The sequence below is a fragment of the Phenylobacterium sp. genome, from assembly GCF_044371015.1.
In the GTDB taxonomy this organism is placed as follows: domain Bacteria; phylum Pseudomonadota; class Alphaproteobacteria; order Caulobacterales; family Caulobacteraceae; genus Phenylobacterium.
Window position 1 is genome coordinate 38,961 of record NZ_JBILUK010000001.1, and the last position, 12,499, is coordinate 51,459.

The 12,499-nt window shown below is 68.5% G+C and carries 12 protein-coding genes; 5 read left to right on the forward strand and 7 right to left on the reverse strand.

What is annotated here, in order from left to right; genetic code table 11:
• Positions 1 to 106 precede the first annotated feature (106 nt).
• The 3 genes from nusA to ACIQ3R_RS00230 form a co-directional block, all read right to left on the reverse strand.
• Entirely contained in the window at positions 107 to 1,792 is a 1,686-nt protein-coding gene (gene nusA / locus ACIQ3R_RS00220) for a transcription termination factor NusA (protein WP_397413702.1), read from the reverse strand.
• Between the two features lie 25 nt (positions 1,793 to 1,817).
• The gene (rimP, locus tag ACIQ3R_RS00225; RefSeq protein ID WP_397413705.1) at positions 1,818 to 2,366 is read right to left on the reverse strand and encodes a ribosome maturation factor RimP; all 549 of its coding nucleotides are present in this window, start codon (positions 2,364 to 2,366) and stop codon (positions 1,818 to 1,820) included.
• Between the two features lie 225 nt (positions 2,367 to 2,591).
• Positions 2,592 to 3,011, reverse strand: a complete 420-nt coding sequence (locus ACIQ3R_RS00230; RefSeq protein WP_397413707.1) for an HIT domain-containing protein — start codon at positions 3,009 to 3,011, stop codon at positions 2,592 to 2,594.
• Positions 3,012 to 3,091: 80 nt separating this feature from the next.
• Between ACIQ3R_RS00230 and ACIQ3R_RS00235 the strand changes: the two genes are divergently transcribed.
• Together ACIQ3R_RS00235 and ACIQ3R_RS00240 are read left to right on the forward strand one after the other, a co-directional pair.
• Positions 3,092 to 4,075 carry a malate dehydrogenase gene (locus tag ACIQ3R_RS00235; RefSeq protein ID WP_397413709.1) on the forward strand — a complete coding sequence of 328 codons (984 nt, stop codon included), beginning with the start codon at positions 3,092 to 3,094 and terminating at the stop codon, positions 4,073 to 4,075.
• Positions 4,076 to 4,088: 13 nt separating this feature from the next.
• On the forward strand, positions 4,089 to 4,961 hold the full coding sequence (locus tag ACIQ3R_RS00240) for an alpha/beta fold hydrolase (protein ID WP_397413711.1): 873 nt from the start codon (positions 4,089 to 4,091) through the stop codon (positions 4,959 to 4,961).
• Positions 4,962 to 5,238: 277 nt separating this feature from the next.
• Here ACIQ3R_RS00240 and ACIQ3R_RS00245 read toward each other — a convergent pair whose 3' ends face one another.
• A complete protein-coding gene (locus ACIQ3R_RS00245) occupies positions 5,239 to 6,360 on the reverse strand; it encodes an AI-2E family transporter (protein WP_397413713.1) in 1,122 nt (373 codons plus the stop codon).
• A gap of 131 nt (positions 6,361 to 6,491) precedes the next feature.
• On the opposite strand from ACIQ3R_RS00245, the gene ACIQ3R_RS00250 reads away from it, so the two are divergent.
• On the forward strand, positions 6,492 to 7,976 hold the full coding sequence (locus ACIQ3R_RS00250) for a helicase HerA-like domain-containing protein (RefSeq protein ID WP_397413715.1): 1,485 nt from the start codon (positions 6,492 to 6,494) through the stop codon (positions 7,974 to 7,976).
• Positions 7,977 to 8,051: 75 nt separating this feature from the next.
• Here ACIQ3R_RS00250 and ACIQ3R_RS00255 read toward each other — a convergent pair whose 3' ends face one another.
• Positions 8,052 to 8,831: an SDR family NAD(P)-dependent oxidoreductase gene (locus ACIQ3R_RS00255; RefSeq protein WP_397413718.1), complete on the reverse strand. Its 780-nt coding sequence runs from the start codon at positions 8,829 to 8,831 to the stop codon at positions 8,052 to 8,054.
• Between the two features lie 54 nt (positions 8,832 to 8,885).
• Here ACIQ3R_RS00255 and ACIQ3R_RS00260 point away from each other — a divergent pair, with 54 nt between their 5' ends.
• On the forward strand, positions 8,886 to 9,299 hold the full coding sequence (locus ACIQ3R_RS00260; RefSeq protein ID WP_397413720.1) for a YkvA family protein: 414 nt from the start codon (positions 8,886 to 8,888) through the stop codon (positions 9,297 to 9,299).
• On the opposite strand, the gene ACIQ3R_RS00265 is transcribed toward ACIQ3R_RS00260, so the two are convergent.
• Together ACIQ3R_RS00265 and ACIQ3R_RS00270 are read right to left on the reverse strand one after the other, a co-directional pair.
• Positions 9,293 to 10,210, reverse strand: coding sequence for a DMT family transporter (locus tag ACIQ3R_RS00265; RefSeq protein WP_397413722.1), 918 nt, complete (start codon positions 10,208 to 10,210; stop codon positions 9,293 to 9,295). The two genes, ACIQ3R_RS00260 and ACIQ3R_RS00265, sit on opposite strands and share 7 nt — an antisense overlap.
• Before the next feature lie 13 nt (positions 10,211 to 10,223).
• Positions 10,224 to 11,222 (reverse strand): NADPH:quinone oxidoreductase family protein, encoded by a 999-nt coding sequence (locus ACIQ3R_RS00270; protein WP_397413724.1) that lies wholly within the window; start codon positions 11,220 to 11,222, stop codon positions 10,224 to 10,226.
• A 139-nt stretch (positions 11,223 to 11,361) separates the two neighbouring features.
• Between ACIQ3R_RS00270 and rlmN the strand changes: the two genes are divergently transcribed.
• Positions 11,362 to 12,499: 23S rRNA (adenine(2503)-C(2))-methyltransferase RlmN (gene rlmN / locus ACIQ3R_RS00275; protein ID WP_397413726.1), on the forward strand; the 1,138-nt coding region annotated here is incomplete at its 3' end.

A 12,499-nucleotide genomic window follows, 5' to 3' on the forward strand; every position in this document is an offset into this window, starting at 1 on the left:
CTGCGAGGCGAACACCCCCGACCAAGGTGCTGTCGCCCTGGATTCCGGCTTGCACCGGAACGGTCGGGAGAAAAGATGAAGCCTCTTCCGTGCGTTCCGTGATCCCTTAGGCTTCCTGCGTTTCTTCGACCGCCTCGGCCTCGGCCTCGGCTTCGGCGTAGGCTTCCTCTTCGACCTCGGGCTCTTCCGGGGCCTCGATCCAGCCCATGGCCACGCGGGCGCGCATGATCAGCAGCTCGGCGTCCTGCGGCTCGAGGCCGAAGGTCTCCAGAATGCCGGGCTCACGCACGCGCTCGCCGTTCTTGGACTCGAACCAGCCGCGCAGATCGTCGGGCACCAGACCGGCCAGGTCTTCCACCGTCTTGACGTCGCCGGCGCCCAGCGCCACCGCCATGGCCAGGGTGACGCCTTCGATTTCCAGAACACCGTCTTCCACGCCCAGTTCGCGACGCTTGGCGTCGAGCTCGGCGGCCTCGCGGTCGAGGTATTCGCGGGCCCGGGTCTGGATCTCCTCGCCGGTGTCCTCGTCGAAGCCCTCGATGGAGGCGATCTCCGAGACGTCCACATAGGCCACGTCCTCGACAGTCGCGAAGCCTTCGGTCACCAGCAGCTGGGCGATCACCTCGTCGACGTCGAGCGCCTCCTGGAACAGCGCGGTGCGTTCGGCGAAGTCGCGCTGGCGCCGCTCGCTCTCCTGGCTCTCGGTCATGATGTCGATCTGCCAGCCGGTCAGCTGGCTGGCGAGGCGCACGTTCTGGCCGCGACGGCCGATGGCGAGGCTGAGCTGCTCGTCCGGCACCACCACCTCGACCCGCTCGTCCTCCTCGTCCATCACCACCTTGGAGACTTCCGCCGGCGCCAGGGCGTTGACGATGAAGGTCGCCTCGTCGTGGCTCCACTGGATGATGTCGATCTTCTCGCCCTGCAGTTCGGCCACCACCGCCTGCACGCGGCTGCCGCGCATGCCCACGCAGGCGCCGACCGGGTCGATCGAGCTCTCGTTGGAGATCACCGCCATCTTGGCCCGGCTGCCGGGATCCCGCGCCACGGCGCGGATCTCGATCACGCCGTCGTACACTTCCGGCACTTCCTGGGCGAACAGCTTGGCCATGAAGCCGCCGTGGGCGCGGCTCAGCAGGATCTGCGGGCCCTTGGTCTCGCGCCGCACGTCGTAGATGTAGCAGCGGATGCGGTCGCCGATATTGAAGTTCTCGCGCGGGATCGACTGGTCGCGGCGCATGATGCCCTCGCCCCGGCCCAGATCGGCGACCACGTTGCCGTATTCCACGCGCTTGACCGTGCCGTTGACGATCTCGCCCACGCGATCCTTGTACTCCTCGTACTGGCGCTCACGCTCCGCGTCGCGGACCTTCCCCATCACCACCTGGCGGGCCATCTGGGTCTGCACGCGGCCGAACTCGAAGGGCGGGAGCTCCTCCTCGTAGGTCTTGCCGATCACCGCTTCCTTGTCGCGGCGCAGGGCGTCGGCCAGCCTCAGAATGCCCGGCGGCTCTTCGAAGGGCAGATCCTCGCCCGTCTCCTCGTCGACGCCGCCGCCGAACACCGCGTCGTCGGCCACCACGGTGATCACGCGCTTGATGTTGGTCTCGCCGGTCTTTGGGTCGATATGCACGCGGATGTCGTGCTCGGCGCCATAGCGCGAGCGGGCGCCTTTCTGGATCGCTTCCTCGATCGCCTCGATGACGATCTCCTTGTCGATCGACTTCTCGCGGGCGACCGCTTCGGCGATCTGGAGAAGTTCCAGGCGGTTGGCGGAAATGCCGGTGCTCATGGCGGGGTCCTCAACTTCGTCGTGTCTAGGGGATGTCGTTGGATTCAGGTTCTGCAGCGAGGCGGGCGGCGCGGATCTCGGCGCCGCGCTTCATGAGGGCGTCGGAAAGCACCAGCTTGGCCTCGACGATCCAGGCCAGCGGGACCATCGCGGTCTCGACCTCGCCCTCCAGATCGATGCCGATCTGATCGCCCTCAAGTCCGGAGAGGATGCCCTTGAACCGCTTGCGGCCCTCGGCCAGGCGATCCAGTTCGATGCGGATCTCGTGGCCCTCGAAGGTCTCGAAGTCCTTCGGCCGGGTCAGCGGCCGGTCGACGCCGGGGGAGGAGACCTCCAGCACGTACTCGCCGCTGATCGGATCGGCGGGATCCAGAACCTCGGACAACAGGCGCGAAAGCCGCGCGCAGTCCTCCACGTTCATGTCGCCGTCGACGGCGCGTTCGGCCATCACCTGAAGCCTGCGCCGCTCGGCGCCGCCCATCAGGCGCAGGCGCACGATTTCATAGCCGCCGGCCTCGGCGACGGGATCGAGCAGCTCGATCAGTTTCAGGTCTTCCGCGGTCTTCCCACGCATGGGATTTCCCGGCCTCCGGCAAAGAAAAAAGCGGCCGGGCTTTTGGCCCGCCGCTTGAATGCGCCATCCAGCGCGTTCAGCGATGTGTTGGAGGCCTTATAGTCGGCCCGCAGGCTCTTGTCTATTCGGGGGATCGAAGCGCGACGCGGAGAAACACTGCATCACGACGTACTCCGAGATTGAATCGTGGCCCACCGGCTAAGCAACGACGGGAGAGTTTGGGGGTTAGGCGAAAACTCCCCTCGCCCCCGCCAGCGCGACCGCCAAGGTCTCATCGTCCCACGCCAGCGCCGTCCCCGCGCCCCATACCGGCCCTGGCCAGGCGGCATCATCCGCCCTTCGCCCCACCACATGCACGTGCAGCTGGCGGGTGATGTTGCCGAGCTGGCCGATGTTGAGTTTTTCGACGGGTCGGCCGAGCGCCGCGCCCGCCGCGCGGACGGCGCGACCGGCGACCAGAATCTCTTCGAGAAGGCGCGCCCGGTCCGCCGCCAACAGGTCCTCGATCTCGACCGCGTTGGCGCGTCGGGGGATCAAGACAACCCAGGGGAAGCGGGCGTCCAGCTGCCAGCGCGCCTCGCAGAGGTCGAGGTCGGCGAGCCAGGTCGAGCCGGCGTCGAAGGCGGGATCGCGCTTGAAGGCCATCCCCCGCGCCTGCGGCATTGCGGCGGCGCGGTCAACCGGCTAACGACCCGCCGACATTCCCGAACAGAGGAGCGATTGCCATGAAGAAGCCCATCCGTGTGGCGGTCACCGGCGCGGCCGGAAACATCGGTTACGCGCTGCTCTTCCGGATCGCGTCCGGCGAGATGCTCGGCAAGGACCAGCCGGTCATTCTGCAGTTGCTGGAGATCCCGGTCGAAGGCCCGCAGAAGGCGCTGAAGGGCGTCGCCATGGAGCTGGAGGACTGCGCGTTTCCGTTGCTGGCCGACATGGTGCTGACCGGCGAGCCGGACGTGGCCTTCAAGGACGCGAACTGGTGCCTGCTGGTCGGCTCCAAGCCGCGCGGCCCGGGCATGGAGCGCGCCGACCTGCTGAAGGACAACGGCAAGATCTTCATCGCCCAGGGCCAGTCCATCGACCGCGTGGCGGCTGACGACGCCCGCATCGCGGTGGTGGGCAACCCCTGCAACACCAACTGCATGATCGCCGCGAGCCAGGCCAAGCGCCTGACGCCTGACCGCTTCACCGCGATGGTGCGGCTGGACGAAAACCGCGGCCGCAACCAGCTGGCCAAGAAGGCGGGCGTGCCGGTGACCGAGGTCTCCGACCTGTTCATCTACGGCAACCACAGCCCGACCATGTTCGCCGATTTCACCCACGCCAAGATCGGCGGCAAGGCCGTGACCGACGTGATCACCGACCGCGCCTGGCTCGACAACGAGTACCTGCCTGCGGTCGGCAAGCGCGGCGCCGCGATCATCGAGGCGCGGGGCGCGAGCTCGGCGGCCTCGGCCGCCGGCGCCCTGATCGACCACGTACGTGATCTTTCAACGCCCGGCGCGATCCACTCGGTCGCGGTGGCCAGCCAGGGCCGCTACGGCTTCGCCGATGGCGTCTGGGCCGGCATGCCGGTGAAGACCACTGCGCCCGGCGCCTATGAGGTGATCACCGCCTACGAGATGGACGACTTCGCCAAGTCGAAGATCAAGATCACCAACGACGAGCTGATCGGCGAGCGCGACACCGTCAAGGACATGCTCGGCTGATCCGGCCGTTCCGGTGAGCCTGACGTTTGATCTGGAGCCCCGCGCCGTCCGCGTCGCCCTGCCTGCGCGCGGCGGCGAGATGGCGGGCCTTGCGTTCGGCGCCGAGGGGCCGCCGGAGGTGGTCTTCTGCCACGCCAACGGCTTCAACGCCCGCACCTACCGCTCGATCCTGGCGCCGCTGGCGTCGGAGCTGCGGGTGCTTGCGGTGGACATGCGGGGTCACGGCGCCTCGACTCTGCCGGCCGAGCCCGAGGCGCATGCGGGGTGGTACGGCTTCCGTGACGACCTGATCGCCCTGATCGACACGGTGGCGGTCGGACCGGTGGTGCTGGCGGGACACTCCATGGGCGGCACGACCTGTTTGCTCACCTCCGAGGCGCGCCCCGACCTCGTCCGCGCCCTGGCCCTGTTCGACCCGGTGATCTTCGACGCCGCCCGCGCCGCCCAGGATGAGAGGCCCGACAATCCCCTGGCCCAGGGCGCGGACCGCCGCCGCGCCGTCTTTCCCGACCGTGCCGCCGTGGTCGCGGCCTATACCGGTCGCGGCGCGTTCCGCACCTGGGGGCCGGGCCAGCTTGAGGACTATGTCGCGGGCGGCTTCCGGGACCTGCCGGACGGCCAGGTCGGCCTGGCCTGCGCACCGGCCTGGGAGGCCGCCAACTTCCGTATCCACCGCTACGATCCCTGGTCGGCGTTCCGCGCGGTCCAGGCCCCGACGCGGATGCTGCGCGCCGAGATCGGCTCCACAGCCCGCATCGATGAGGGCCTGGATATCATCACCGCCAATCCGATGATCCGTTGGGAGATGGTCCCGGGCACAAGCCACTTCCTGCCGATGGAGCGGCCCGAGCTGGTGCGGGAGACGGTGTCGGAACTGGCGCGCTGAAGCGCAATCCAATCCAGCTCGTTCTGTTTGAGCGCCGCGCCTGATCGCTCTTGGAGGCCTCCGCGCCCGCCCCTGCTCGCGTCCGCACGCCCGATGGGGGAATCGGGGCGGACGCGAGACCGCCGCCGGGGGAGAGCGCCCGGCGGCGCGGGGCTCCGCCGCGGGGGGACGGCGGAACGCTTGGGGCTCGCCGCATCCGAAGGGGTGAGAAACGGACGCGTAGGGCGACCGGACGCGCCGTCCGCCGCGCTTCAGATGGGGGTTCCGCTGCGCAGATTTAAGGGGCGGCCCCGCGCGCGGAGTCGCCGCGCGTCGGACCCGGATCGCCGTCGGCCGACAGCAGCACCGCGATCCAGCGCGCGCCGGGGAACTGGGCCAGCACCACCATCATGACCGTGGTCAGAGGGGTCGAAAGGAATGCGCCGGGCAGACCCCAGACCACGCTCCAGAAGGCCAGCGCCAGGAGCAGCACGATGGGGTCCATGTTCAGACTCCGGCCCTGCATGCGCGGCTGGATGATGTTGCCGACCACCAGGGTGATGGTCTGCAACACGCCGAACAGGATCAGCGGCGGCCACAGGGTCCCGAACTGCACCACGGCGAAGACCGGCGGCAGGGCCACCGCCACGAGCCCGCCGACCACCGGGATGTAGGAGGCGATGAAGATCAGGATGGCCCAGAACACGGCGTTGTCGAGCCCCACCGCCGCCATGGTCGCCCAGGAGGCGACAGCGATCATCAGGCCGGTGACCGTCTGCACCCAGAGGTACTGCTCGATCCCGTCGCGGATGCGGATCAGCGCGGCCACCGCCTCGTGTCGCTCCTCGCGCGTGCCGAAGAGGTTGACCGCCTTGCGCTCCCAGCCTCGGCGCGAGGCCAGGATGAAGCCCAGATAGACCAGCACGAAAGCCGCCGACGCCAGGAAGCTCTGCAGGCCGCCGGCCACCTGGCCCAGATAGCTTGCGGGGTTCAGCTGACGGGCCATCTGAGTCAGCGAGGGCGGCGCTTCGACGCCGATCATCGCAGCCATCTGTCCGATCAGGTCATTCAGCCTCGGTGTGTAGGTGACCAACTGGCTTGCGAAACCGGCCGCGTTCTCCGCCACGAACACCGCCGCGCCGCCGAAGATGGCCACGGAGAGCACGATGGCCAGCGGCATGGCGGCCCGTCGCGAGACTCCGGGCAGGCGTCGAAAGAGAACCCTCGAGAAGGCGTCGATCATCACCGCCAGGAAGATCGCCAGCGCCAGCGGCGTCAGGATGTCGGCCAGCACATGGAGCACCACGCCGGAAGCGATGGTCGCCAGCACGACCAGGGCGTTGCGCGCGACCGGATCCCCCAGGAGAGGGGCCGGCGCGACGGCCGAGCGCTGCGGGCGCGGAGGTTTAGACTGGGTCACGGCGTCGATTTCTAGCGCCGTTCGCCGGCCATGGGGATCGAAAAGGCCGCCGCGCGCGGCCCGCCTGTCCAAGCCGCCGGGTTTGTGGTTTCAAGACCCTCACCACACGACGCCAATGCGGGAGAGCCAAGATGAGCACGGTCCTGATCGGACAGTCCGATCACCCGGAAGTGCTGCTGTTGAACCGGGCCAACCGCCACGGCCTGGTGGCCGGGGCCACGGGCACCGGCAAGACGGTGACGCTGCAGATTCTGGCTCAGGGCCTCTCGGATGCGGGCGTCCCGGTCTTCGCCGCCGACGTGAAGGGCGACCTTTCCGGCATCGGCGCGCCCGGCGCGCCCAACGAAAAGATGCAGGCCCGCGCCCAGGCCATGGGGCTGACGCTGAACCCGATGGCCGCGCCCACCGTGTTCTGGGACCTGTTCGGCGAGCAGGGCCATCCGATCCGCGCCACGGTCTCGGAGATGGGGCCGCTCCTGCTGTCGCGGATTCTCGAGCTGAACGATGTCCAGGAGGGCGTGCTCTCGGTGGTGTTCCGCGCCGCCGACGAGGAGGGCCTGCTGCTGCTCGACCTCAAGGACCTGCGCGCCGCCCTGGCCTATGCCTCGGAAAACGCAAAGGCCTTATCGGCCCAGTACGGCAACATCTCGCCCGCCACCATCGCCACCATCCAGCGCAAGCTGCTGGTGCTGGAGGACCAGGGCGGCGCTAACATCTTCGGCGAGCCGGCGCTTTCGCTCTCCGACCTGATGCGCGTTGACGGATCCGGGCGCGGCTATGTCAGCGTGCTGGCCGCCAACAAGCTGATCGCCAGCCCCAGGCTCTACGCCACGTTCCTGCTGTGGCTGATGAGCGAGCTTTTCGAGGAGCTGCCCGAGGTGGGCGATCCGGACAAGCCGCGCCTGGTGTTCTTCTTCGACGAGGCGCACCTGCTGTTCCGCGACGCGCCCAGCTCGCTGCTGGAAAAGGTCGAGCAGGTGGTGCGCCTGATCCGCTCCAAGGGCATCGGCGTCTATTTCGTCACCCAGAACCCGGCCGACATCCCCGACACTGTGCTGGGCCAGCTCGGCAACCGCATCCAGCATGCGCTGCGCGCCTATACGCCGGCCGACCAGCGGGGCCTGAAGGCGGCGTCCGAGAGCTTCCGGCCCAACCCGGCCTTCGACACCGCCGAGGCGATCCAGGGTTTGGGCGTGGGCGAGGCCCTGGTCTCTGTGCTGGATGAAAAGGGCGCCCCGACCGTGGTTCAGAAGACCCTGATCCGGCCGCCCGTCTCCCGCCTGGGGCCGATCACGCCGCCCGAGCGGACGGCGCTGATCGGGTCAAGCCCGGTGCGTGGGCTCTATGACGAGGCCAAGGACCGCGAGAGCGCCTACGAGATGCTGCAGGCCCGCGCCAAGGCGGCCGCCGCGGAAGCCGCCGAAGTCGAGGCGGAAGCCGCCAGCGCCAAGGCCGAGGCCCGCACACCGACGCCGCGCGCCTCGAACCGCCAGGGCATGGGCGAGGCTTTCGCCAAGTCCATGCTGCGCACCATCGGCAGCCAGGTCGGCCGCGAACTGATCCGCGGCGTATTGGGCGGCCTCATGGGCGGCAGCCGCCCGAGACGGCGGCGGTAGGCGGATTCAACCACGGAACTCACGGTTGGGCGCTGAGCCTCGCCCCTGACTCCGTGCGTTCCGTGGCGCTGAACCTTAGCGCGGCGCCATCCGGATCGCGCCGTCGAGGCGGACGTCTTCGCCGTTGAAGTAGGGGTTCGTGATCATCTGCAGCGCCAGGGAGGCGTAGTCCTCGGCGTTGCCCAGGCGCTTGGGGAACGGCACCGAGGCGGCCAGCGCCTCCTTCACCTGCGGCGGGGCGGCGTTCATCAGCGGGGTGTTGAAGATGCCGGGCAGGATGGTGTTCACCCGGATGCCGTCGCCGGCCAGGTCGCGGGCGATGGGCAAAGTCATGCCGACCACGCCGCCCTTGGACGCCGAATAGGCCGCCTGACCCATCTGGCCGTCCTCCGCCGCGACCGAGGCGGTGTTGACGATGGCGCCGCGCTCGCCGTCGACGGGCTCCAGATCCAGCATGCCCTTCGCCGACTTGGCGATGCAGCGGAAGGTGCCGACGAGGTTGATCTGGATGATCCAGTTGAAGGCGTCGAGCGGGAAGTGCTTGGTCTCGCCGGTCTGCTTGTCGCGGCCGGCGGTCTTGATGGCGTTGCCGGTGCCGGCGCAGTTGACCAGGATCCGCTCCTGGCCGTGGGCCGCGCGGGCCTTGGCGAAGGCCGCGTCGACCTCTTCCTCGCTGGTGACGTTGCACTTGCAGAAGACGCCGCCCACATCAGCAGCGACCGCCTCGCCCTTGGTTTCGTTCATATCGAAGATCGCCACCTTGACGCCCTTGGCCGCCAGCGCGCGCACCGTCGCTTCGCCAAGGCCCGAGGCGCCGCCCGTGACCACCGCCGCGACGGAAGAATTGAGTTCCATGACCGGATTGCTCCCAGTTGAAGTGTTCGAGACTTGGGCGGAGGCTTTAGACCGATGACCGGGCGCGAGAAAGTCTCACCTCACGTCAGCGGAAATCCCGAGCAGGTCATCGCGCCCGAGCGCGCGCTGGTTCCCGCCATCGTTCGGCTGAACGAACAGAGGGTCGCCGGGGGTTTCTGGCCCAAGATCGGCCGGGTGGCGGCGCGCATCCCCTTCGCGCGGGAGGCCCTTTCGGTCTGGCACTGCGCGCGCGACGCGGAGACGCCGACGGCGGCCAAGGGGATCATGCTGGCGGCCCTGGCTTATTTCGTGATGCCGGTGGATGCGATTCCCGACATCGTCGCGGGCCTGGGCTTCACCGACGACGCCGCCGTCTTCGCCGCCCTGATGGCGGTGATCGGCCGCAACCTGAAGCCCCGCCATCGCGAGGCCGCAAAGAGGGACCTGGAGCGGCTGCTGGATCAGTGAGGATCGGGTTCCGCCGTCAGCTTCGCTGAGCGCGCCAGCCGCTGTTCGCGCAGGGTGATGAACAGGGTCGAGGCCACCACCACGCCGGCGCCCGCCCAGGTCCAGACCGTGGGGATCTCGTTGAACACGGCATAGCCGATCACGGCCGCGAAGATCAGCCGCGTGTAATCGATGGGCGCCATGGCCGAGGCGTCGCCCAGCGACATGCCCTTGATGAAGCAGGCCTGATTGACCGTGGCGATGGCCCCCATGGCGCACAGCAGGGCCAGATCCGGCCAGGGCGGCACGCGCCAGGTGAGGATCGCCCCGGGGATGGCGAAGACCACGCCGAGGACCGTCGACCACACCAGGATCACCATCGGCGCATTGTCGCGGCTCATCACCTTGAGCCCCGTGACCGTGAAGGCGAACAGCAGGGCCGAGGTCAGCATCGCCAGCGCCGGAAGGCCCACCTCGAACCCGGCCGCGCCTGGGCGCACCATGATCAGCACGCCCGCGAACCCGACGACCGCCGCGGCGCCCCGCACCCAGCCGACCTGTTCCTTCATGATGAAGGCGGCGAGCGGCACCATCCAAAGGATGCGGGTGAACGAGAGCGCATTGGCGTCGGCCAGGGGCAGGGTCTGGAAGGCGTAGAACGACAGGATCATCGCCACCGTCCCGGCGCTGGACCGGAACAGCACAATGCCGGGTCGCGTGACCCGGAACGCTGCGCTGCGATACCGCGCGATCAGCGGCAGAAGCACGACCAGTCCCGCCGCTTGTCGGTAGAAGGTCTGCAGCGCGGCGGGATAATCGTCGCCCAGGAACTTGATCAGCGAGGTCATGACCGAGAAGGTCACGGCCGACGCCAGCATCCAGAGCGCGCCCTCGAGGTTGCGGGAGGGCGCCGGCGACGGGGGCTCGGTCACGGGGATGGCCCCGTCAGACCATGATCACCACCTTGCCCATGGCCTTGCGGCTGGCCAGATGGCTGATCGCCTTGGGCGCGTCGGCCAGGCTGAAGCGTTCCGATACGTAGGGTTTGATCTTGCCCGCCGTATACATGGCCAGGAGCTCGGCGACGCTCTCCTGGTGCCGTTCGGGGTTCTTGCCTACCCAGGCGCCCCAGAACACGCCGACGATCTCGCAACCCTTCAGCAGCGCCAGATTGAGCGGGATCTTAGGGATCTCACCGGCCGCGAAGCCGACCACGAGGTACTTGCCTTCCCAGGCGATGGACCGCAGCGCGGGCTCGGCATAGGCGTCGCCGATGGCGTCGTAGATCACGTCGGCGCCGTTGGGGCCGCAGGCTTCCTTGAAGAGGCCCGCCATGGCCTTCTGGCTTTCCCGGTCGAACGGACCCTTGGGATAGACCACGCCCGTCGCCGCGCCACGGCTGATGCAGAGATCGACCTTCTCCTGGCTGGACGCGGCTGCGATCACCGTGGCGCCCATGGCCTTGCCGAGCTCGACCGCCGCGAGGCCGACGCCGCCGGCGGCGCCCAGCACCAGCATCGACTGACCGGGCTGGAGGTTCGCGCGGTCCTTCAACGCGTGCCACGAGGTGCCGTAGGTCATGATGAAGGCGGCGGCGTCGTCGAAGGGCATCGAGTCCGGGATCTTGACCAGCCGGTGCGCCTCAAGGGCCAGCTCCTCGGCCATGCCGCCCCAGCCGGTGTTGCCCAGCACCCGGTCGCCGGGCTTGATGTGGGTGACGCCCTCGCCGACCGCCTTGACCACGCCGGAAATCTCGCCGCCCGGCGAGAACGGCCGCGCCGGCTTGAACTGGTACTTGTCCTCGATGATCAGCACGTCGGGGAAGTTGACGCCGATGGCCTTGACCTCAACCACGGCCCAGCCGGGCCGGGCCTCGGGCGAGGGCACCTCTTCCAGCACCAGGGTCTCCGGCCCGCCGACCGCCTTGCTCAACAGCGCCTTCATCTCTGGTTCGCTCCCGTATCCGTGTCTGATGTTGCGAGTGACCCTAGCGATGTCGAACGGATGTTTGAAGCGGCCTCGTTTTGAGATGCGCGCGGCCCGGCCTATATCTCGCCGCTCTCGTTAGGGACCCGATGATCTCGTGAGCGTGACGCTCGACCTTTCCCGCCGTTCCGTGCGCCCGCCGGCGCCGGTCAACCTGACCGGGCTCTCCCGCCCGGCGCTGGCCGATGCGCTGGTGGCGGCCGAGGTGTGCCCGCCCGCCAAGGCGAAGATGCGCGCGTCCCAGGTCTGGCGCTGGATCCACCACTACGGGGTCACCGACTTCGAGCGGATGACCGATATCGCCAAGGAGACCCGCGCCGTCCTGGCCGCGGCCTTCTCGCTGGCGCGTCCGGAAGTGGTGGAGCGCCAGGTCAGTCGCGACGGCACGCGCAAATGGCTGATCCGCATGGGTCCCGGGATCGAGGTGGAGACCGTCTACATTCCCGATGTGGGCCGGGCCGGCGCGCTCTGCGTCTCAAGCCAGGTCGGCTGCACGCTTAACTGCACCTTCTGTCACACCGGCACCCAGGCCCTGGTGCGCAACCTGACCGCCGCCGAGATCGTGGCCCAGGTGCAGGTCGCCCGCGACGACCTGGAGGAGTGGCCGAGCCCCAAGGAGGACCGCCGGCTCTCGAACATCGTGTTCATGGGCATGGGCGAGCCGCTCTACAATCTGGATCACGTCGCCCAGGCCATCGACATCATCGCGGACAACGAAGGCATCGCGATCTCGCGACGGCGGATCACGGTCTCGACCTCGGGCGTCGTTCCTCAGCTACAGGCGCTGGGCGAGAAGACCCAGGCCATGCTGGCGATCTCGCTGCACGCGACCAATGACGAGCTCCGCGAAAAGCTGGTCCCGCTGAACAGGAAGTACCCGCTGGCCGAGCTGATGGCCGGAATCCGCGCCTATCCGGGTTTGTCCAACGCCAAGCGCGTGACCTTCGAGTACGTGATGCTGAAGGGCGTCAACGACAGTCCGGCCGAGGCCAAGGCGCTGGTCCAGCTGCTCAAGGGCATCCCCGCCAAGATCAACCTGATCCCGTTCAATCCGTGGCCCGGAACGGAGTACGAGTGCTCTTCCTGGTCGACCATCGAGGCGTTCGCCGCGATCCTGAACCGGGGTGGCTACGCCTCGCCGATCCGCACGCCCCGCGGTCGCGATATTCTCGCCGCCTGCGGCCAGCTGAAGAGTGAGAGTGAGAAGCTGCGCGCCAGCGCCCGGCGCAAGGCTG